At 64.5% G+C, this 23,260-nt stretch carries 8 protein-coding genes; 3 read left to right on the top strand and 5 right to left on the bottom strand.

From position 1 onward, the window contains the following. Window positions 1-76 precede the first annotated feature (76 nt). From MG068_RS05170 to MG068_RS05150, 5 genes are all read right to left on the bottom strand, one after another. Entirely contained in the window at window positions 77-631 is a 555-nt protein-coding gene (locus MG068_RS05170; RefSeq protein WP_132809494.1) for a toxin-activating lysine-acyltransferase, read from the bottom strand. Continuing rightward, window positions 628-13,152 carry a cadherin domain-containing protein gene (locus tag MG068_RS21190; protein WP_240792117.1) on the bottom strand — a complete coding sequence of 4,175 codons (12,525 nt, stop codon included), beginning with the start codon at window positions 13,150-13,152 and terminating at the stop codon, window positions 628-630. Before MG068_RS21190 ends, MG068_RS05170 begins: the two co-directional genes overlap by 4 nt. Then, window positions 13,145-13,411, bottom strand: coding sequence for a hypothetical protein (locus MG068_RS05160; RefSeq protein WP_132809492.1), 267 nt, complete (start codon window positions 13,409-13,411; stop codon window positions 13,145-13,147). Before MG068_RS05160 ends, MG068_RS21190 begins: the two co-directional genes overlap by 8 nt. Window positions 13,412-13,716: 305 nt before the next feature. Next, entirely contained in the window at window positions 13,717-15,111 is a 1,395-nt protein-coding gene (locus tag MG068_RS05155) for an HlyD family type I secretion periplasmic adaptor subunit (protein WP_132809490.1), read from the bottom strand. A gap of 30 nt (window positions 15,112-15,141) precedes the next feature. Then, window positions 15,142-17,280: a type I secretion system permease/ATPase gene (locus tag MG068_RS05150; protein WP_235202901.1), complete on the bottom strand. Its 2,139-nt coding sequence runs from the start codon at window positions 17,278-17,280 to the stop codon at window positions 15,142-15,144. Between the two features lie 258 nt (window positions 17,281-17,538). Here MG068_RS05150 and MG068_RS05145 point away from each other — a divergent pair, with 258 nt between their 5' ends. The 3 genes from MG068_RS05145 to MG068_RS05135 all read left to right on the top strand — a co-directional run bounded on the left by MG068_RS05145 (window position 17,539) and on the right by MG068_RS05135 (window position 23,201). After that, window positions 17,539-18,570, top strand: a complete 1,032-nt coding sequence (locus MG068_RS05145; protein ID WP_132809489.1) for a LacI family DNA-binding transcriptional regulator — start codon at window positions 17,539-17,541, stop codon at window positions 18,568-18,570. A 131-nt stretch (window positions 18,571-18,701) separates the two neighbouring features. Further along, entirely contained in the window at window positions 18,702-19,604 is a 903-nt protein-coding gene (locus MG068_RS05140) for an ABC transporter ATP-binding protein (protein ID WP_132809488.1), read from the top strand. A gap of 12 nt (window positions 19,605-19,616) precedes the next feature. Then, entirely contained in the window at window positions 19,617-23,201 is a 3,585-nt protein-coding gene (locus MG068_RS05135) for an ABC transporter permease/M1 family aminopeptidase (protein WP_132809486.1), read from the top strand. The last annotated feature ends 59 nt before the right edge of the window (window positions 23,202-23,260 follow it).

Below are 23,260 nucleotides of genomic sequence, written 5' to 3'. Positions count from 1 at the left end.
CCCCGGCCCACCGGGCTTGCCTCTACTCCCCCGACCGCCAGCGTGGCGACCGGGGCGGACGTTCACCTCTCCCGGATCAGGCCGCCTGCGACGGCACGCCGCCCAGGGTCACCTTGTCACGCCGGCCGGTGGCCGGATCGGTCCGGTGCATGGACAGACTGCGCCCCGCGAACGGCCCGGTCAGCAGATCGCCCAGCATGGCCTCGGCCAGGCCGTTGCCGGGCTGGGCGAAGGGGGTGATGAACTCGATCAGCCACAGGCGATCGCCGCTGTTCCAGTCGTCCAGTTCCAGCCGCTCGCCGGCTTCCAGCTTGCGCTCGGCCTCCTCTGACAAATTGGCCCAGATTGCAACTCCAAGCGGCAACTGTTCCAGCGCCTGCTGGGTCACCCCGGCGAAGGCCGCACCGGCCTCCTGCATGCCCGGCAACGGCGGCAGGGTGCCGAAACGGAACACCCGGAACTGCTCCTTCAGCAGCGGCGGCATGAATGACCATTCGAGGTCCTTCAACTGCATCTCACGGTGCAGCGGCGACTGTGAAAGCAGCCAGACGATCTGGCCGAGGGCCTCGGCAACGGTACGCGGCGCCCCGTCGGTGGTGGTGGTGGCGGTGGCGGTCGTGGACGTGATCATGAACGGGAAATCCTGTAGTCGGGAATGGCGGTCAACAGTTCCATGGTGGCCGGATCGCGCGCCGCTGTGCTGATGCCCTGGGCATAGGGCTGGGCGTCGAACGTGGACATCGCTTCGATCATCTGGAACCGCTTCTTCTGTGCCAGCGCCAGATTGTCATGCAAGGCTGAGCGCTGTGATGCCTGGCCGGAGGGAATGCTTTCGTCGATGGGAGCACGATGTTCCGAACGAGCCGATTGCTGCATCCGCTCGGCGGCTGTGGGCTCAACGCCACCGAAACGATCCCCCGGTTCCGTCACTGCTTGCGCCACCGGGGCCTGCGGCAGGTCAGCTGCAGGCGCGAAGCGTGGATCGCCGCCTCGACGGTTGACCCGGCCGGAGGCGGCATCACCGCTGCCCAGGTCGCGTCCGCCCTTGCCGGCGCCAGCATTCAGATTCAGGCCGTCACCGTTGCCCTCCTCATCGCGCTCGCCGAAAGCGAAGAACATGTCCGACAGGGCCGCCTGGGTGCCATCGGTACGGGTGTACTGACCGTTGGCATAGGTAGTGTTGTCCACCGATGTACCCGGCATCTGCCCGGTGCGGCGCGCATCGAGGTTGATCGACGCCACGCCGGCCTGCTGCAACGTCAACAGCTCACCCGCCTGGCTGATGCCATCGCGGTTGGCGTCACGCCAGACCTGGAACTCTTCGAAGCGGGCGTCATTGGCATCCAGACGCCGATCACCATTGCTGTCATAGGCAGCCAGACCTTCGAGGTCGGAATGGGCCCCCTCCAGATCCATCGTGAACGAGATTTCGGCGCCGGAATCAATCGTGCCGTTGCGGTTGCGGTCGAGCACCAGTAGACCGTCGTGCGGCCCGACCCAACCGGTCAGATCACGCACGCCATCACCGTCCATGTCAAAGCGCGTGGCGCTCTGCGCCCAGCCCACGGTCTCCACGCCGTCGCCATCCAGGTCAAGTACGACCGGACCGAGGCGCCCGCCCCATTGGTTGACGACAAACTTCAAAGGATCACTCCACTGCCCTGCAGAATCCACCGCCTGAACGACGATTTCATACCAGGTGTCGTAGTAGGTTTCCTGGTAGTAGCCCGCGCCGCTGCCTCGCGGATCGCCCCAGTTTCCAGATATCTCCGTTCGACGGCCGCCACGGCCCACGATGCGCGAATCGAAGATGTTGCTTCCGTAAGAAGTAAGGAAACCATCGCCCGAGATACCGCGCGTTGTAATACCTCCATCGAGCATTTCGGTTTCACCCGAGTAGGTATCCCAATACTGGCTGGAGATGCCAGTGAACTCCACTGCACTGGTGACATGCATGATGGCGTAGAAGTCCTCCTGGTCACTCGCTGAGAGCACCTGATAGAAATTCCCATCCTGCCAAGTCACGACCGTCGGCCGCTCATTGACGTTCTGCACATTGATCGTCACCCAGGTGCTGCTGGACAGGCCACCACGATCGGTGACCGTCACCTGGATCTGGTGGCTCTGCGCGGTTTCATAGTCCAGCTGCCCGTGCAGCGCGATCTGACCCGTGGTGGCGTTGATGCCGAACAGGTTGCTGGCACCACCTGTGATGGCAAACCGGTGGTCGCGGTTGTACCACTGGCTGTCGGGGTCGGACCAGTTGGTGAACTGGAACACGGTCTGGCCCGCGCCCGGCGCCGATTCGGCCAGCGTCAGACTCTGGCCCCAGGTCGTCGGTGCCTCGTTGACGTCTTCGATGCGTACCGTGATCTCGCGATTGCCCGACACCAGCGCACCATCCGTGGCACGGACCGTGACGTTGTAGTAAGCCTCCAGCTGGCCGTCGCCGTCGCCGTCGATCAGCTGCAGGTACGGTGCAACCGCTTCGAAATCGAAACTGCTGACGTTGTACTTGAGCTGGTTTCCGGAAATGACGAACCAGGCAAAGGGGTCGTTGATGATCTGATACGAGGGTACGGTCCCGTCCGGATCAGACGAGGACAGCGTGGCTACCACCTGCCCGGACACGCCGGTGTTCTCGGAGGTGAGCGCCACGTGCTGTACGACGTCCGGCGTTCGTGGTGCTTCGTTGACGTTGGACACGCCCACTTGGAACACCTGGTCGCGGGTCGCGCCGTGGGTGTCGGTCACCCTCACCGTGATTGCATGCGAAGTGGCGGCCTCGTAGTCCAGCAGCCCGCCATTGGCAACGCTCAGTACACCAGCCGCGGTGATGGCAAAGCGGCCGCCAGCGTTGTTGACCAGGGTGAAGGTCAGACCGTCGGTAACGTCCTGGTCCTGGCCGCTGAACCTGCCGACCTCGGTGCCGTTGCCCGAGTTCTCGGCAATGCTGAGCGAGCGGTCGGCAGTGATGCCATGAGGCGCGTCATTGACGTCCTCCAGGCGTACGGTAATGGTGCGCGCACCTGCCGAGGTCAATCCACCGGATACCGCCTTCACCGACACCGAGTACACCACTTCCTGGCGGCCATCGCTGTCAGCATCGCTCAGGGTCATGCCGGCGGCCTTCAGCGCCTCGAAATCCAGTACCAGGCCATCACGGAACTTCAGCTGGTTGCCGACCAGGGTGAACCAGCCGCGCGCGTCGCCCTCCAGCACATAGCTGTAGGTGCCATTGCCACCGCTGGAAGCCAAGTTGGCAATCACCACACCACCCAATGCTGCATTCTCCGCAGCAATCGCCACCGGCTGGCTGGAGACGGTCGGCGTGGCCGGGGCTTCATCGACGTTGGTCACCGCGACGGTGAAGGTCTTGTCGCGGGTCAACCCGCCCGAATCGGTCACCCGCACCACGATCTGGTGCGAGGTGTTGGCCTCGTAGTCGAGCAGGCTGGCATTGGCCACGGTCAGCACACCGGCTGCGGAAATCGCAAAGCGGCCGCCCGCGTTGTTGGTCAGGCTGAAGGTGAAGCCATCGTTGTCCGCATCGACGCGGGCGAAATTGCCGAGCACCGTGCCATTGGCCACCGGTGCATCCGCGGTTGACTCGACCGTACTCAACGCGCGGTCGACAGTGATGTCGGTCGGACGCGCATTGATGGTGACCGACAGCGTCTGCGTCTTGCTGCTGGTCTTGCCCGTCGCGGTCTCCTTGGCGATGGCAGTCACCGTCAGCGCCGCAGTGCCGGTCAGGTCGGCCGACCACGTGGCCGGACCGACCAGCGCCAGACCGGCCAGCTGCGCCGGCGTCAGCGACCACACGCCGTTGCCCAGGTTCGTGCCCTTGTTCAGGGTCAGCCCGGTCGGCAGGTTCGAGATGCGGATCTCCAGGGTCTCCGAACCATCGGCATCGGACAGCGCCGCCTGCACATCCAGCGTCAGCGTGCCACTATCAAGTGTCTTGCCGACCTGCACGGCACGGGTAATCACCGGCGCGTCCACTACCGGCGCCACATTCATGAAGAACACGCGCTCGGTCACCAGCCCACCGGCATCGGTTGCGATCAGCTTGATCGCAACGCGTCCGCTGGCGTTGCCCTTCGGCACCAGCGTCACCGTACGCTCGCCGTTGGCCCCCGCAGTGATCGTCGGAGTATTCATCCAGGCCACCACCGTCGTGAGGTCAGTGGCATCCACCGCCACGGCACGCACGGTGACCCCAGATGCCGGGGTCAGGTCATCACCGACGGTGAACTGCAGGGCGACCTGGCCATCCTCGTTGATCGACTGATCCGGCACGATGCTGATCGACGGCAGGCCGTTGCCATCCCAGTAGTGCCGCCACTGGTTCTCGAACGTGCCGTCCGCATGCAATGCCTGATAGGCCGCGACCGTGGCCGGCTTGGTGCGACCGGCCATCAGCGCGACCAGTGCCTCTGCATTGATCGTGCTGCTGGCGTGCTCGCCGGCCAGGAAGAAATCAATCTTGTAGTTGGCGCGATCATTGGCATTGGTGGTCGTGTACCAGCCCTTGATCGTGGTCACCACGCTGGTGCCGATCACCGAGATCACCAGGTCATCGCCGGTACGGCTGAACCACAGGTCATTGCGGCTGATGTCGCGATAGCCGATGACGTCGATATCGTCGCCACTGGAGTCGTAGTTACGGATTTCGTCGGCACCGGAGTTGCGGTCGATCAAGTAGACGTCGCTATCATCGCCACCAATCAGGATGTCGTTACCGGCGCCGCCATACAGGGTGTCATTGCCGGCCTGCGCATCGAGCAGGTCGTCACCATCACCGCCATACAGCGTGTCGTTGCCAGCGCCGCCGTAGAGCTTGTCGTTGCCTGCGCCACCCTCGATGTAATCATCCCCCGCGCCACCATTGATGACGTCGTCGAACCCACTGCCGATCACGCGCTCGAACGCATCTTCCAGCACATCGCCGGCGGCCGCGCCGCCATGTGTTCCGGTAGCCAGGTTCAGCACGATGCCCGCCGTCGCCGAGGCGTAGGTCAACGTATCGACACCGGCGCCTCCGGACAGGGTGTCGGCACCGACGCCGCCATCGAGGATATCGTCGCCATCGCCACCGCGCAGGATGTCGTTGCCGACGCCGCCGCGCAGCGTGTCATTTCCGATGCCCCCTTCCAGCAGGTCATTGCCGGCACCGCCATCGAGGATGTCATTGCCGGCGTCGCCGTACAGGCGGTCATCACCGTCTTCGCCATACAGGTTGTCATCGCCATCACCACCACGCAGTTCGTCGACGCCTGCGCCACCGTACAGCGTGTCGCGACCCAGCTCGCCCCACAGTTTGTCGTCGCCAGCCTCACCGCGCAGATTGTCATCGCCATCGCCGCCGTACAGGTCGTCGTTGCCACCGCCGCCGTTGATGATGTCGTTGCCGCCGAGCCCCTGGATCACGTCCCGGTTGGCCTGGCCGACCAGCGTTTCGCCAGCGGCAGTGCCGTACAGGTAGTCATCCCGGTTGACCACGGTGAAGACCAACTGCTTGCTGACGCTCAATCCGGCGCCGCCGCGATCGGTCGCGGTGACCGTCACGGTGACGTTGCCTCCCGCTTCATAGTCAACGATCGCACCGGCCTTAAGGCGCAGCTGGTTGCCGTTGATGATCTCGAAGCGGCTGTCGGACACGCTGAACACCATCGTGGCGAAATCACTGCCGGCGGTGGTGTCTGGATCGGTGGCCGACAGCGTGCCGAGCAGGATCGCCGGCAGCGCGGTTCCGGTGGGAACGCGATCGGTTTCGCTGAAGCTGGTGGTGGTGGCCGCGAACACCACCGCCGTCGGCGCTTCGTTCTCATCTTCAATGGCATAGGTGAAGCTGAGCGTCGAGGCCGATGCCAGGCTGCCGTCGTACGCCCTCACGCTGGCGGTCAGCAGCACCTCCTTGATGCCATCGCCATCCAGATCGACCAGGGTCGCGCCCTGCGCGGCGGCCAGCGTCTCGAAGTCGATCGCAACGCCCGCACGCACACGCACCTGGTTGCCCACCACTTCCAGCAGGCCACCCGTGTTGGTCACCAGTTGCAGGGTCGGCGTGGTCTTGTCGGGGTCCCCGATCACGAAGGTGCCCACCACCGTACCGGCCCCGGTCTTCTCGCCGGCCAGTACGGCCGCAGTGTTCGGTGGCCGGGTCGGCGTGAACGGCGCCTCGTTGACGTTGCGGACGTCGATCTTGAAGTCCTTCTCGAACCACGCGCCGGCGCCGTCGGTCACGCGCACCCGGATGGTGTGCGCGGTGGCGGTCTCATAGTCCAGCTTGGTGCCATCACGAACGCTGAGCGTGCCATCGGCGGTGAGCTTGAAGCGGCCGCCGCCATCATTGATCAGGGTGAAGCTGGCCGTATCTTCCGCGCCGTCGCGATCGACATGGCCGAAGCGGCCCAGCGACAGGTTGTTGGCGGCGTTCTCGTCCACGGCCAGCGGACCGGGTGCGAGGATGTCGCTGGGCGCGTCGTTGACCGAGCGCACCTCCAGATCGACGATCTGGTCGGCGGTATTGCCGTCGGCATCGGTGACCCGGACCACGAAATGGTCATTGCCGTGGCGGTCCGCCGCCGGCGTGTAGACCCAGGCGCCGGTGGCCGCATTAAGCGTGACGGTCCCCATGCCGGGGGCGGTGATCACCGTGTACCCGGTGATGTTCCCGTCATGGTCGACGGCATTGACGCCGCCACTGAGCGGCACGTCCTCGTCGGTGGCCAGGTACTGCGTTTCGACCAGCGGTGCCGGCTTGCTCGAGTTCTGCCAGTAGCTGCCGAGCATGCCCTGCAAGCTGGAGGACATCCCAGCCGGCACGGACGCCGACTCTGCCGCCATTGCCGCAAGCAGCGGCTCGGCGTGGGCGAGGAACAGCGAGCCTGCACCGGTCGCGATCTCGGTGATCCGGCTGGCGCCGGTGTAGTAGCCCGCGATGGTGATCCGAGTGCTGCCTCCAATCACGCTGACCAGCAGATCGTTGCCCACCTTCTGCAGCCAGACCTCGTGGTTGGCCACGTTCTGCAGCACGATGCGATTGACGCCCAGTGCGTCTTCGATGCGGTCGTTGCCACCCTCCCGATCGAACAGGTAGGTGTCATTGCCATCCCCGCCCCGCATCAGGTCGTTGCCGGCCTCACCGGCCAGGGTGTCGTTGCCGGTGCCGCCATCCAGCAGGTCGTCGCCTGCGCCGCCCACCAGGGTATCGTTGCCGGCCTCGCCATAGAGCTGATCGTCTCCGTCCTGGCCCCCCAGGGTGTCATTGCCTTCGCCGCCCCAAGCCTTGTCGTTGCCCACATCGCCGCTGATCTGGTCGTCGCCCAGCCCGCCGTAAAGCTCGTCGGCACCGGCGCCGCCGGCCAGCACATCGTTGCCCCCGCCACCTTCAAGCCGGTCATCGCCGGCATCACCGGACAACGCGTCGTTGCCGTCGCCGCCCATCAGGGTGTCATTGCCATCACCACCGATGAGCACGTCGTCGCCCCCCCGCCCATCCAGCCAGTCGTTGCCACCCAGCCCGATCAAGCGATTCGCGCGTGAATCACCACTGATCGTATCGGCGAAGCCGTCGCTGCCAACTACGTTCTCCAGCGTGCTGACGCCGTTGACTGCAACCAGGGTATCGCCATCGGCGTGCCCGCCCGACAGAGTACCCGCAGCCAGGTCCAGCACCAGCGACGCAGTGGAGGTCACGTATCGGACGGTATCGCCATAGGCTTCACCCGCCACCGCGGTCTGGCCGAGGCTGATGCGATCGCTGCCGCCGTCGAGGATGTCGGCACCGGCGCCGCCCTCCAGCGTGTCGTCGCCGTCGCCGCCCCGCAGCGTGTCATTGCCATCTCCACCCGCCAGCACGTCGTGACCTGCAAGACCCGTAAGCGTGTCCGCGCCATCGGACCCGAACAATACATCGTCACTCGCGCTACCGCCTTGGGAAAGCTGGCGGAACTGGCGCAGATCCAGCACCAGTCCGTCCTTCAACTGCATGAACTCGACGCGACGCTGGGCATTCGTATGATTGGCGAGCTTGATCGTACCGTTCTGTGCGGCGAAGACATCCACCTGGAGCGTCGTCCCGCTCAGCGCCAACCGAAGATTTGAGAGGCTGAGCCCTGCTCCCAGTACCAGCGTATCCTGGCCCCCGTCGGTGGCCTGGAACACTTCGCGCACGATCTGTTGTCCATTTGGCCCGTTTCGCCAGGTCGACGAACGGAACTGCCCCTGCGCCGATGGCCACGTGGTGGAGGCTGGCGCGTTCGCCACTGGGGCGTCAAACAGGAAGTCCACCTTGTCCACGCTCTGGTAGACAACGGTGCCGGATGCGATCTCCTTGACCGTCAACCGATACTGATGCTTGTTGCCCGCCGTTGTCTCGCCAAGGCCCAGATACTCCCAGGACGCCGTGTAGGCTGATCCAAACGTCCCTGAGCTGGACATCACCTCATCCAGATAGAAGGCGCCTTCATAGATGACATCACTACCGTCGCCGACGTTGTACTCATAGGCATCGTCGCCCTCACCGCCGTACAGCGCATCCGCGCCACCACCACCGCGCAGCACGTCCGCGCCGATGCTGCCGCCGAGGCGATCGGCACCGGCACTGCCTTCAATACCCTCGATGCTGCTGTAGACATCTCCCTTGGCGTCGCCGGTATTGGCGAACGTGCCTTCCAGGTAAACGCGCACCGCCGCACTTCCCGCGTAAGAGGCGATGTCCACGCCACCGCCGCCGAACAGGGTGTCCGCGCCGGCACCGCCGTGCAGCAGATCATCGCCCTGGCCGCCGTACAGGATGTCGTCACCCGCACCGCCACGCAGCGTATCGTCGCCTTCGTTGCCCATCAGCAGGTCATTGCCCGCGCCGCCGTCGATGACGTCATCGCCACCGTTGCCGGTCAACCAGTCCTTGCCGGCCGTACCGGCAATGGTGTCATTGCCATCGCCGCCCCCCAGCAGGGTCATGTCGGTGAGCGTATGGCGGCCGGTCGCGGCAAACACCATGTTCTCGATCGATCCACCCAGCGCGTACCAGTCCTTGATCGTGATGCGGTCACTGGACGCCGAGAGGCGCTCCTTCTCACCATCGCGGCCGATCACCAGGCGCAGGTCATTGCCATCGCGCTGCAACATCACATCCTGGATGTCGATGCCAACGCCAAACTCCAGCGAATCAACACCCGCGTTGCGCGCAATCAGGCCATTGAGCGCGCCCTTGTGCCGGCGCAGCACCTGCGCCTCATCATTCCAGTCGTTGTGGCTGATCCAGGTGGAGCCATCGAAGTAGACCACGCCATCCTTGCTGACAGTGCCATCGGCATTGCGCACATAGCCGTTGACATAGGCGCCCCTTTCCCAGACCAGATCCCAGTTGTCGACATAGTCGTCCATGACGATGTCGTCGCCATCGCCGCGCTGGTAGCGGAAGACGTCATCGCCTTCACCGCCCACCACTTCGTCGTTGCCACGGCCGCCGACCACCAGGTCCGAACCCGTACCGCCATACACACGATCATTGCCATCATCGCCAAACACCGTGTCATTGCCCGCGCCGCCCAGCACCTGGTCGTTGCCGGAGCCGCCCATCACCCAGTCCTGGTCGCCATCGCCAGCAACGAAATCGTCGCCCGAGCCACCATTGCCGAAGTCATTGCCGGCCAGGCCCCGGATCTCGTCATTGCCGGCGCCGCCATAGAGGAAGTCCGCACCGTAGGTGCCCAGGATCACATCCGAGCCACCGGTGCCGATGATGTACGAGGTCATGTCGCCGATGCGGATGTCCTCGCCATCGGCAAACCGCAGCCACTCCACGCGATGCGAGGATTCGAACCAGTCCTTGATGGTCAGCTCATCGCCGGTGAGGGTCGCGTTGCCGGCGGCGTCATAGCTGACCAGGGCGATGATCAGGTCGTTGCCGGCACCGCTGGCCGAGGAGCGGCGCATCTGGATGTTCTGCAGCGACAGGCCGGTGCCGAACACGATCGCGTCCTCACCGCCCTTCACCGAACCGTTGACCTCGTACTCGCCGCCACCGGCCCAGTTGCGCGCCAGCTGTCCATTGGCGATCTTGGCGAGGCGATCATTCAAGCTGTCGCCGCTGCCACGGATGGCGCCTGCGCCCTCTTCGTCGTAGATCACGTCGCGGCCGTCACCGAGCCGGAACAGGTACTGGTCCGCGCCGCCCCCACCGAACAGGCGTGCTTCGCCATTGGCACCCCGATCATCGCCGGCGCCACCGGCGATGATGTCGCCGCCCTCGCCACCCACCAGCAGATCGTTGCCGGCGCCGCCTTCCAGCCAGTCCGAACCGGTGCCGCCATACAGGCGATCGTCGCCGGCACCGCCGTCGAGGTAGTTGCCGTTGCCACCACGCGCGGCGATCGCCAGCGCCTGTGCGCTGGCATCACCGATGGCGAAGTTCACATTGGTGACATTGCCGGCGAACAGCACGTCGTTGCCGTCACCGCCAAGCAGCCAGTCATCGAGCAGGGCCCCCACCAGGGTGTCGTTGCCGCTGCCGCCGAGCAGATCGTTGCCGAGGTCTCCGCCGCGGACCAGATCGTCGCCAGCACCGGCATCAATGACCGCAGCGATGCCAATGCGATGGGTGGCCGGGGCGGCCTTGCCATTGATCAGCAGGCCGGTGGTGCTGGACAGCGTGGCACCATTGACGATGATGCTGTCGTTGCCGATGCCACCGAGAATGCGATCCTTATCCGCGGTGACGATGGTGTCGCTGATCGAGAAGAGCTCTTCGTCGCTTCCGCCAGTCAGGACGAACTTTCTGCCATCAATGGCATTGTATCGCGCACTGACGTTCGCGGCGTTCAAGCCACGCCCGTCCAGCTCACCGTCAGGAAGCTGGTCCATCCACGCTGCAAATCCCCCTGTCCAATCGGTCGATGCGCGCTTGTTGAGGCCCAATTCGATCGCACGCGCAAGCGTGATCGCCCATTGAGCTGCCAACCCGCTGTCTGGCGCACCGGCGATGAGCGAATTGACCTGGAAAGGATCCATTACATACTGACCATAATCAGCAGCCATGGCCAAGTCGCCAATCATTGACGTCACATTGAAACCGCGAGGCGAAGGCAACATACCCAGATGTTGGACGATGGCCCGCTTGATATAGATGTTTCCGCCAACCATCTTGTCCGCCATCCCCGCCAGAGCCAGCGCAGAGCCGTGACCGATAAGCTCCTCAGCCGTCGCAAACCCGACGGGCGTTGCAGACCAGTATCGATAGTCCTTTCCGTAGGTACCGTAGGTACCGCCATCGATGCTGGCCCCCGAAGCCACACGGCTTCCCGACATCTTCAGCACCGCGTTGAGGTTGTCCGCTACGGCATTGGCAAGAACCCTCGCCCCAGCCTTGGAGCCACCCGATCGGGAACGAATGCCGGTGACCACGAAGCCGTCCGATGCCTCTTCCCAGCTGACCGACGCCCACGAACGCGGCTTGCCACTTGAGAAGAACGAGCCAACGAGCCCGCCCAGGATGTAGCCCACCAGCGCACCGATTGCCGCTCCGATTGCGCCATACGCGGCACCTCCGACCTTGCTACCTGCTGCAGCCCAGGTGGTCGCAACGGACGCACCGACATAGGCGCCGATCGCCGAACCAACCTGTGCACCGATTTGCCCTCCGACCGTATCGAACTTGACCAAACTAGCGCCCAGCCGTGCGCCAACGTAGCCACCGACTGCGTTGAATATCTGCGTTTCACCCAGACCTTCGAACACGCTGATCTTGGCACCATCGGCGATCAGGTTCGCATTCTGGATAACTTGACTCAGTGCTGCACCAGCAGCGGTCTGTGCAATTTCACCGAGCGTCCCTTCGATACCCAGTGTCCTGAACAGCTCTGCGGTCAGGTAGGAAGAGACAGCTCCAGCCCCTGCGCTCCTGAGATTGGCCTGAAACTCCTCAGGAAGATCGGCAAGAATGCTGCTGAAGTCCCCACTGGACAGCCGAACCCCGAGGCCCCTGGCCGAGATCGCCTCGGCGAAGTTCTCTCCGATGGTCGACAGCGTTGCCGAGGAAATGACCTGCCATGCCGGGTCATTCAACTTCAGGGCAGAAGAGATTGCGCCACCAATCACACCACCAAGCGCACCCGCCTGGGCAATCTGCTGCAGGCGCGTACGATCGAAGAAGGCATTCCATTGGTCCGGATCAAATCGCGGCCCCGTCGTGGTTCCGCTGCGCTGGAAGCCGTTGTTCGGGCCACCACCAAGGTCGGTATAGAAGAAGATATCTCCTTTGCCCTGGAATGTCAGACCCGCGACCTCCAGCGCTGCCTCTGTCGTTCCCAGAGCGGCAAGATTGATCTGTACCAGTGCCCTGTCGGGATCCCCGTACGGGTTGTTGTAGCGCTCCATGCGCACAATCAGGCTGACGCCGTAGGACAAGTAGTAATCGGTGTAGGAAGACTTTCCTTGAGGCCCCAGGCTTCCCTTGCTGCCATCAAAGTAGCACTTTGCGAATGCTTCAACGGATTGATCTGAAACATTTGCAGTGAGATCGGCATTCAGCACGATTCCGGCAGCCATCTGATAGACGCCATTGACCTCGATGACGCATCGCGGATTAACTTGGGCCATCCTCTCCAGAACTGCGGCTCGGTCTAGAGGACGGCCTCCACTGTCTGCGATCATCTTGGAAATGTTGGCGTTCCAGCCTCCGATAGCTGCGACAGCCTCATTCCTTCGTGCGGCAGCAAGGAAATTCTGGAGGACCGCGGTGTAATTGCGAGTCTCTGTTCTCTCAAACGCCAGCTTCTCTACTTCTTCACTCAGCACATTCAAGGCAAAGTCGTAGCCTTTATAGTGCGCATGCGCGATCTCGTGCCCCAAGGTATCGCGGAGCTGGTCCATGAACTCAGTGGTCGCGTTGCCCACGACGGCATCCCGGCCTATCGCGAGCACTCCCTCGTCCGACATATGAGCTCTTTCGGTCGCCGATCTAGGCAGCAACTCAATCGTTTTCAACTTGCCCTCGGCAATAGCCGATTCGAAGCGCTTGACCAAGCTTGGTGACGAGGAAATTGCCTGACGTAGCCTCTGCGCTGCGGTACGCGTATCCGCATTTCGCGATGCGAACTGGTCCAGCAAGGTGTTCAACCTGATGCTAAGTTCAGACATTGTCATGCTCCGGCGGGGCTATGGTCAGGGTATCTACACACTGTTCAGGCAGCGCGGCATTGATGGCCGCGTCGAACGTCGTGATATGGACAGAGACGGAACCCCGAGAGTAGGTTCGGGTATCCGGGCTGAGCGGCGCGGCGTTCCTTCCTCCATGGAATCCCGCAGCCAGCATTGAAGACGTCATTGCGTCAGCCTTGAACGTGCATGGCCGTTCAAGATCGTTGAATCGGCGGGACGCCAATGCGTCGAATTTCACCGCGCGACCTTCCCGCCTGTACTCCACCTTGATTGCGGCGGACCACCCTTCACGTGTCGGCAGCCTCGACTGAATCGTTCTCGAGTTGACATCCAGAGATGACAGATGTACACCGAATCTTCGCTCGACATCCGAGCGTTCGACGCCACGCCAACTACCGTGGCGCGGTTGCTCCAGGACCAATGCGATAAGCATCTTCTCCAGCTCGGATGCTGCCCAGACGTGACGCTCCCGCGCGTTTGCCGGGGATGCCGCAGTGAGGCAAAGGACTGAAGCGCCCAGGATTTGCCAGAACGGCATTCTCCTCATCGCTCCCTCCCCGCTTCCTGCACGCGCCTGGACAGCGGCGACAACAGGTATTCAATGATGCGGCGGTCACCGGTCTTGATTTCCGCCGTTGCGGCCAGGCCCGGCGCCAGCGCGCGGCGCCGGCCATCCACTTCGATCCAGGGCCGCAGCAGGCGCACGCGCGCCGGATAGCGCAACCCTTCCTTCTCGGTCTGCACCGCATCACGGCCCACAGTCTCGACCACGCCATCCACCACACCGTAGCGGGTGAACGGATAGGCCTCCAGCTTCACCTCCACCGGCTGCCCGTCGCGGACGAAGCCGGCATCGCGATTGGGCAGCATCGCATCGACCACCAGCTCGCCGTCATGCGGCACCAGCACCATGAGCGCGTCAGCCGGCTTCACCACGCCGCCGATGGTGTGCACCTGTAGTTGCTGCACGACGCCATTCACGGGTGCGCGCAATACCGTGTGCCCAGCCTTGTCATGGGCCTTCTTCAATTCTTCGCCTCGCAACGCGCGTGCCGCTTCCGCCTCAGTCAGGGCGTCCAGTGCTTCACGTGCGAACTCGCTGCGGCTCTTGCTCATCTGCTGGCTGGCCGCCAGCTGCGCAGCGGTCGCTTTACGCTGCTCTTCGCGACGGATCGCCAGGTCCTGGCGCATGCCGACAACACGCTCCTTTACTTCGGCCACCTGCAGTCGCGGCACATAGTTTTCGCGGCTCAGCTCCTCCAGCTTGTTCAACTGGTCGGTAGCCAGCGGCAGCTGCTCTTCCAGCTTGGCGATCTCGGCCAGGATCATGCCGTGCTCGCCATCGCGCTGGCTGCGCTCCTGCTGCAAGCCACCCACAGTGGAATCGAACTCGCGCTGCTTGGCGGCCACCAGTGCCTGCTGGATGGCAATGATGCTGTCAGGTGCTCCCTCCGGTGCGATGAAGCGACCGGCCCGACCGGCAACGTGGTCAACCACGGCCTGCGCCCGTGCCACATCGATCTGCGCGGTCAGCAACGCCTGGCGCGCCTGCTCGACTTCGGCATGGCTGACCGTCGGGTCCAGTTCGAGCAGCGGCGTGCCGGCCTTCACCGACTGCCCTTCAACCACGTGGATCGCACGGACCACACCCTGGTCCGCAGCCTGGATCACCTTCACGTTGCCGCGCGGAATCACCTTGCCTTCGGCCACCGCGACCATGTCCAGGCGGCCAAGGCACGACCAGACCAATGCGATGGCGAGAAAGGCGATCAGCAGCCAGAGAACGGTGCGGCCGATCGGGTTCGGGGGCTTTTCCAGGATCTCCAGCGCCGCCGGCAGGAAGTCCGGCGCCGCCGAGTCGCGTTGGTCCGGCTGCGCACGCTCCGCGCGCAGGCTCTCGCGCAGGATGCCCAGGTGATGCCTCAGTCCCTTCAACATGCGTGCTGTCCTTGGCTGGGCCCGCGGTGGTCAGTTCAGCGGGGCCGCCACGGCGGGCAGGCCCATCTGTTTGGTGTAGAGCAGTGAGTAACGGCCTCCCGCGCGGAGCAGATCCTCGTGCGTGCCGGTCTCGGTGATGCGGCCACGTTCGAGGGTCACGATGCGGTTGGCCTGGCGTACCGCCGAAAGACGATGCGCGATGATGATCACGGTGCGGCCAGCGGACATCCGCTTGAGGTTGTCCTGGATGACTTCCTCGCTCTCCGCATCCAGCGCCGAGGTCGCTTCGTCGAAGATGAGGATCTTCGGGTCGATGGCCAGCGCGCGAGCGATCGCCAGGCGCTGACGCTGCCCGCCGGAGAGGTTGCCGCCGCGCTCGTCGATGCGCGTGTCGTAGGCCTCGGGCAACTCCAGGATGAAGTCGTGCGCCCCCGCCAGCTTGGCCACCTCCACCACCCGGCTCATCGGCATCGCCGGGTCGGCCATGGCGATGTTCTCGCGCACGCTGCGGTTGAACAGCAGGTTTTCCTGCAGCACCACACCCACCTGTCGCCGCAGCCACGCCGGATCCACCATGGACAGATCGACACCATCCACCAGCACACGGCCGCGCTCCGGGGTGTGCAGGCGCTGGATCAGCTTGGTCAGGGTCGACTTGCCGGATCCCGAGGGCCCGACCACGCCGAGGATCTCACCCGGAGCAATCTCCAGACTGACCGACGACAACACTTCCTGCCCCTCAGGCCGATAGCGGAACGACACGTGCTCCAGCGCGATGCGGCCATCCACTGCCGGCAGGCTGGCACGCGAGGGTGAGCTGGCCGGTTCGGTAGGGGAGTTGAGGATGTCGCCCAGCCGCTCCACGGCAATGCGCGCCTGCTGGAAGTCCTGCGCCAACTGCGCCAGGCGCAGCACCGGCCCGGCAACCTGCCCGGCAAGCATGTTGAACGCCACCAGTTCGCCCACGGTCAGCTTGCCGTCAATCACCAGCCGCGCGCCGAAGAACAGGAGTGCCACGGTGGCCAGCTTGTGGATCAGCTGCACCGCCTGCGAGCCCCAGTTGGCCAGCATGCTGGCGCGGAAGCTGGCCTGGATGTAACCCGCCAGCTGCTTGTCCCAGCGGTTCTGCGCCTGCGGCTCGACCGCCAGCGCCTTGATGGTCTCCACACCGGTCACTGCTTCGACCAGGAACGACTGGTTTTCGGCACCGCGCACGAACTTTTCATCCAGGCGGCGCCGCAGCATCGGCCCGACCACCATGACCACCACCGCGTACAGTGGCAGCGTGATCAGTACGATCAGCAGCAATGCAGGGCTGTACAGCCACATCACGGCCAGGAACACGATGGCGAAGAACAGGTCCAGCACGACCGTCTGCGCCGAAGAGGTGAGGAACTCGCGGATGGTTTCCAGTTCGCGCACGCGCGCCACCGAATCGCCCACCCGACGCGCCTGGAAATAGGCCAATGGCAGATGCGTGAGGTGGGAGAAGAGCTTCGAGCCAAGTTCGGCATCAACGCGGCTGGTGGTGTGCGAAAACAGGTAGGTGCGCAGTCCGCCCATCAGCACTTCGAACACCGAAACCACCAGCAGGCCGAGGGCAAGCACTTCCAGCGTGGTGATGCCTTTGTGCACCAGTACCTTGTCGATCACCACCTGGAAGAACAGCGGCGTGATCAGTGCCATCAACTGCAGGAAGAACGAGGCTACCAACACGTCACGCAGCAGGCGGCGATACTTCACCAGGGCAGGAATGAACCAACCGACATCGAAGCGCCTCACGGCGCCGGCCACGCTTTCACGCGTGGTCATCAGCAACAGGCGGCCATCGAACTCCTGCGAGAACTCGCCAAGGGACAGCGTGACCGGGCGTCCGTCGGCCGCCGCGTCGAAGCACAACACGTTCTCGGCGTCGGCCTTGAGCACGAGCGTATAGCGCCCGTCGGCCAGGCAGGCGATGGCGGGCAACGGATGGTCGCGCAGCGCGGTTACCCGCGCCTGTACCACGCGTGCTTTGACGTCCATCCGCTTGGCCAGGCGCAACAGATCCTGTGTATCGATACGGCCTTCGGGGTGGCCCAGCTGGTGCCGGAGCTGGTCGGGGTCGGCAGGCCGATCCAGAAACCCCAACAGGGCGACGAAGCACGCCAGCGCGCCTCCATCGTCCACGCACAGTGACTCCTGCAGATCGATCCCTGATCCGTTACTGCCCACGTCAACTGCCTTGTTGTCCCCTGGTGCGCGGACTCTAGGGCCATGCCATGGCAGCTGTCCATCTGCTGAATGCGCTTTTGTGCAAATCAGGTCAAAGTGACAAATTGGTCACATTTTTCAACATCAATCCTGTTCATCCAGACAGGAGCGCACCTGCGAGCGGAGGGCCAGCCTCATGGCATCATGATCGCTGCACGTTCCCTATCCGTTCCCATGACGATCAAAGGCAAAGCCACCTCCCTGGACATCGCCCACCTGGCCGGGGTCTCCCAGCCGACCGTGTCGCGGGCCCTGCGTGGCAGCCCGATGGTCAACGCCGAGACCCGCGAGCGCATCCTGCGCATCGCCCGCGAGCTGAACTACAAGGTCGACAAGAACGCCTCCAGCCTGCGCCTGCGCAATGCCGGCACGCTGGCCCTGCTGTTCTTCGAGGACCCGACCAACGACGACTCGCTGATCAACCCGTTCTTCCATTCGATGCTGGGCTCGATCACCCGCGCCTGCGCCCTGCACGGGCAGGACCTGCTGGTCTCGTTCCAGCAGCTGTCCACCGACTGGCAGGCCGATTACGAGGACAGCAACAAGGCCGACGGCATCATCCTGCTCGGCTACGGCGACTACCACGAATCGCGCGACCGACTGCAGCGGCTGGTCGAGCAGGGCACGCACTTCGTACGCTGGGGCGCCGCCCTGCCCGGCCAGCCCGGCGTGTCGATCGGCAGCGACAACTTCCAGGGCGGGCACGACATCACCACCCACCTGCTGCAGCAGGGCTGCCGCCGCATCGCCTTCCTCGGCCATGCGTCCAGCCACTACCCCGAATTCCAGGAACGCTACCGCGGTCATGTCGCGGCCCTGCAGGAACACGGCCTGGCGGCGGAGCCGGCCCTGCAGCACGATGCGATCACCACTGAAGCCTCCGGCCAGGAGGCCTGCCAGGCGCTGCTGGCGCGCGGCGAACCGATCGATGCGATCTGCGCGGCCAGCGACCTGATTGCCATCGGCGCGATGCGCGCCCTGCGCGAAGCCGGCCGGCGGGTGCCGGAGGACGTGGCAGTAACCGGCTTCGACGACATCCCGCTGGCGGCTTCGGTGTCCCCGGCGCTGACCACCGTGCAGCAGGACACCAAGCAGGCCGGCCAACTGCTGGTGGAGCGCCTGTTGGCCCTGATCGGGCGGCAGCCGGTGGACAGCCAGAGCATCCCGGTGAAGCTGGTGGTGCGGGAATCGTCGCTACGCCGGTAGGTGCCGCCAGACCTCCGGCCACACCCCAACGCACGACGGCGGGATTCTCCCCCCATGACCAACGGCGGATGCGCAAGGAGGCGGTTGCGCGGATAACCCGCAGACATTGCCCAGGGAAAGGTGTACGTCGCATGCTGAAGATCGATTCGCTGTCCAAGACTTACGCCAACGGCGTGCATGCCCTCAACAACGTCACCCTGGACATCCCGCGCGGCATGTTCGGCCTGCTCGGCCCGAACGGCGCCGGCAAGTCGTCGCTGATGCGCACGCTGTCCACCCTGCAGGAGGCCGACAGCGGCACGGCTACCCTCACCATTCCAGGCGAGGCGCCGATCGACGTGCTGCGCGACAAGGACGCCGTGCGCCGCCGGCTCGGCTACCTGCCACAGGATTTCGGCGTGTACCCGAAAGTCAGCGCGCTGGACCTGCTGGAACATTTCGCGGTGCTCAAGGGCCTGACCCAGCGCGCCCAGCGCCGCGAGGTGGTCGATGGACTGCTGCAGCAGGTGAACCTGTGGGACGCGCGCAAGCGCAAGCTCGGCACGTACTCCGGCGGCATGCGCCAGCGCTTCGGCATCGCCCAGGCGTTGCTGGGTGACCCGCGGCTGGTGATCGTCGATGAACCCACCGCCGGCCTCGACCCGGAAGAACGCAACCGCTTCCTCAACCTGCTGGCCGCCATCGGCGAGAACGTGGCGGTGATCCTGTCCACCCACATCGTCGAGGACGTAACCGATCTGTGCCCGACGATGGCGATCATGAACAAGGGCCAGGTGCTGCTGACCGGCCGTCCTGCCGAAGCCATCGACGCCCTGCAGCACCAGGTCTGGCGCAAGCAGGTCGATTCTTCTGAACTGGCCGACCACGAAGCGCGCTACGTGGTGCTGTCGACCCGCCTGGTCGGTGGTCGCCCGGTGATCCACGTGCACAGCGCCAACGACCCCGGCGACGGCTTTGCGGCCGTAGCTCCCGACCTCGAGGACGTGTACTTCCAGCGCCTGCGCCTGCAGGCCCGTGCCCGCGCGGCAGCCTGAGCGGAGCACGCCATGATCCTCAACTTCTTCCGCTTCGAGCTGCGCGAGCAGCTGCGTTCCCCGCTGCTGTGGCTGCTGGCCGGGCTGTTCGCCCTGCTCGCCTTCGCCGCCGCCTCCAGCGACGCCGTGCAGATCGGTGGCGGCACTGGCAACGTGCACAGCAACGCGCCCACCGTGATCGCGCAGATGCTGGGCATCTTCACCCTGCTTGGCATGCTGGTCACCGCATTGTTCGTCAGCAACGCGCTGTTGCGTGACTTCGAACTCGGCACCGCCGAACTGATCTTCGCCAGTCCGGTGAAGCGCCGCGATTACCTGGCCGGGCGCATCGCTGCCGCCCTGGCCGCCGGCTTGCTGGTCTACATGGTGATTGCATTTGGCCTGTGGCTGGCGCCGTTCATGCCGTGGGTCGATCCCGAGCGCATGGGCCCGATCAGCTGGCAGGGCTATGCGTGGACGTTCGCGGTCATCGTCATTCCGAACCTGCTGTTCACCACCGCGCTGCTGTCGCTGCTGGCGGCGCTGACCCGCTCGATCCTGTGGGTCTACATCGGCCTGGTGGCCTACCTGGTGCTGTACGGCGCCAGCGCGGCCCTGCTGCGCGACATCGACAACACGTGGATCGCGGTGCTGAGCGAACCGTTGGGCATGCGCGCACTGGGCCGCACGATCCGCTACTGGTCCACCGCCGAACGCAACAACGGGATTCCCGAGCTGGCCGGTTACCTGCTGGCCAATCGCGCCCTGTGGTTGGGCGTAGCCGCCGCGCTGTTCGCCGCCACCTTCGCGCTGTTCCGCACCGAACGCAGCGGCAGTGGCCGTCGGCGCTGGGGCCGCAGGCAGGCGCAACCGGTTGCCGATGCCGGCGCCGTCCGCCCCACCCGCGCAACGCTGCCGCGCGTGGTACCGGCGTTCACTACCACCACGGCGTGGCAGCAGTTCCTGCGCCAGGTCCGCTTCGATACACGTGGTGTCCTGCACAGCGTGCCGTTCATCGTGCTGCTGGTACTGGGCCTGGCCAACTTCCTGCCCAGCGCGCTGTTCCGGCAGACCCTGTACGGCACCTCGATCTGGCCGGTCACCTCGCAGATGATCATGGGTCTGCAGGGCGCCTTCAGCTGGCTGCTGGTGATCATCGTGCTGTTCTTCGCCGGCGAGCTGGTCTGGAAGGAACGCAGCGCGCGCATCAACGAAGTGACGGACGCCATGCCGGTGCCGAATTGGGTACCGCTGCTGGCCAAGTTCACCGCGCTGCTGGCGGTGATCGTCTGCTTCCAGACCGCCGGTGCGATGGCGGCGATGGGCGTGCAGCTGGCCAAGGGCTACACGCATCTTGAGCCGCTGCTGTACCTGCGCAGCCTGGCGCTGGATTCGGTGGTCTACATCCTGATGGGGGGCCTGGCGCTGGTGCTGCAGGTGCTCACCAACAACAAGTTCGTCGGTTATGCGCTGCTGATCGTGGTGATGATCGGCCAGGGCGTGCTCGGCCTGCTCGACTACACGCAGAACCTGTACAACTTCGGCAGCTGGCCCAACGCGCCCTATTCGGACATGAACGGCTACGGCCACTTCCTGACCGGGCAGCTGGCGTTCCAGGGCTACTGGGCGTTGTTCCTGCTGACGTTGATGTGCCTGGCGTCGGCATTCTGGGTGCACGGTGTCAGCCAAGGGTTGCGCCAGCGCCTGGCCCTGGCCGGCCGCCGCCTGCACGGTCCGACCGGCGCCTTTGCAGCGCTCGCAGCACTGGCCTTCATCGGCGTGGGCGGCTGGCTCTACTGGAGCACCAACATCCGCAACGAGTTCATCTCGCCCGACCAGCAGCTGGATCTGCAGGCCCGCTACGAGCGCGAGCTGTCGAAGTACCGCACTTTGCCGCAGCCTCGCATCGTGGCGGTGGACAACCGCGTGGACCTGTTCCCCGAATCGCAGTCGATGGTGATCGATGCGAACTGGACGGTGCGCAACACGCATGCCGTGCCGATCCAGGACGTGCATGTCTCGATGGGCGACGACAAGCAGCTGGTCGCGGCTGACCTGGGTGGGCAGACCTTGTCGATGCACGACGCCGACCTTGGCTACCGCATCTACCGCCTGGCCGCGCCACTGCAACCGGGTGAAAGCCGCAACGTCCACTTCCGGGTGGTGCAGAAACCCAATGGCATCACCGCCGGCCAGGCACCAAGCAACATCGTCGACAACGGCACCTTCTTCAACAGCCGCGTGCTGCCTTCCTTCGGCTACAACGAGGGTGCCGAGATCAGCGACCGCAACGAACGCCGCAAGCGCGGCCTCGGCGAGCCGCGGCGCATGCCCAAGCTGGAAGACGAAGCCGCGCGCGCCAACACCTACATTTCCAACGACGCCGACTGGCTCGATTTCCGCACCACGGTCTGCACCGCACCGGACCAGGTGGCGTTGGCGCCGGGCTACCTGCAGAAGGAGACCACGGTGAATGGCCGCCGCTGCTTCAGCTACGCCATGGACCGGCCGATGCTGAACTTCTACGCCTACCTGTCGGCACGCTGGGAGGTGCGCAGGGCGAAGTACAAGGACATCCCGGTGGAGGTCTACTTCGACCCGGCGCACGGCTACAACGTGGACCGGATGATCGAAGCGGTGCAGAAGTCGCTGGCCTACTATGAAGCCAACTTCACGCCTTACCAGCACCGCCAGGTACGCATCATCGAGTTCCCGGGCTATGCGCGTTTCGCGCAGTCGTTCGCCAACACCATCCCCTACTCCGAGGCCATCGGCTTCATCGCCGACCTGCGCGATCCGGACAAGGTGGACTACGTGTTCTACGTGACCGCGCACGAGATCGCGCACCAGTGGTGGGCGCACCAGGTGATCGGCGCCAACGTGCAGGGCGCGACGGTGCTGTCCGAATCGTTGTCGCAGTACTCTGCGCTGATGGTGATGGAGCAGGAGTACGGCCGCCAGCACATGCGCCAGTTCCTCAAGCGCGAGCTGGATGGCTACCTGTCCGGACGCGGTGGCGAGGCCATCGAGGAGCAGCCGCTGGAGCGCGTGGAGAACCAGCAGTACATCCACTACCAGAAGGGTTCGCTGGTGTTCTACCGGCTGCGCGAGGAAATCGGCGAGCAGGCGCTGAACCGCGCGTTGAAGCGCTTCCTGCAGGACAAGGGCTATCAGCAACCGCCGTACACCACCTCACGCGAACTGCTGGACTACATCCGGGCGGAGACCCCGGCCGACCGCCAGCAGCTGGTCACCGACCTGTTCGAGAAAATCAGCTTCTACGACAACCGGGTGATGGCCGCCAGCGCCCGCAAGCGCGATGACGGTCGCTACGACGTGACCCTGGACCTGCACGCGGCCAAGCAGTACGCCGATGGCAAGGGCAAGGAGAGCGACGGCACGATGGATGACTGGGTTGAGATCGGCGTGTTCGCCAATGGGCCCTCCGGCAAGGAACGCGACCAGAAGGTGCTGTATCTGCAGCGCCACCATATCACCAGTGCCGAGCCGAAGATCACGGTGACGGTGGATGAAAAGCCGGATGAAGCAGGCTTCGACCCGTACAACAAGCTGATCGACCGGGTGAGCGATGACAACCGGCGCAAGGTGACGATGTGAGGCAACGGGGCGCCGGCCTGTCCGCCGGCGCTCCACGCAACACCTGCGGGCTTGGCTCG

Origin of the sequence: Stenotrophomonas sp. ASS1 (genome assembly GCF_004346925.1) — a bacterium.
GTDB classification, from domain to species: Bacteria; Pseudomonadota; Gammaproteobacteria; order Xanthomonadales; family Xanthomonadaceae; genus Stenotrophomonas; species Stenotrophomonas maltophilia_A.
The sequence above is the reverse complement of the archived record's forward strand: the minus strand, read 5'-3'. Positions and strand labels throughout refer to the sequence as shown.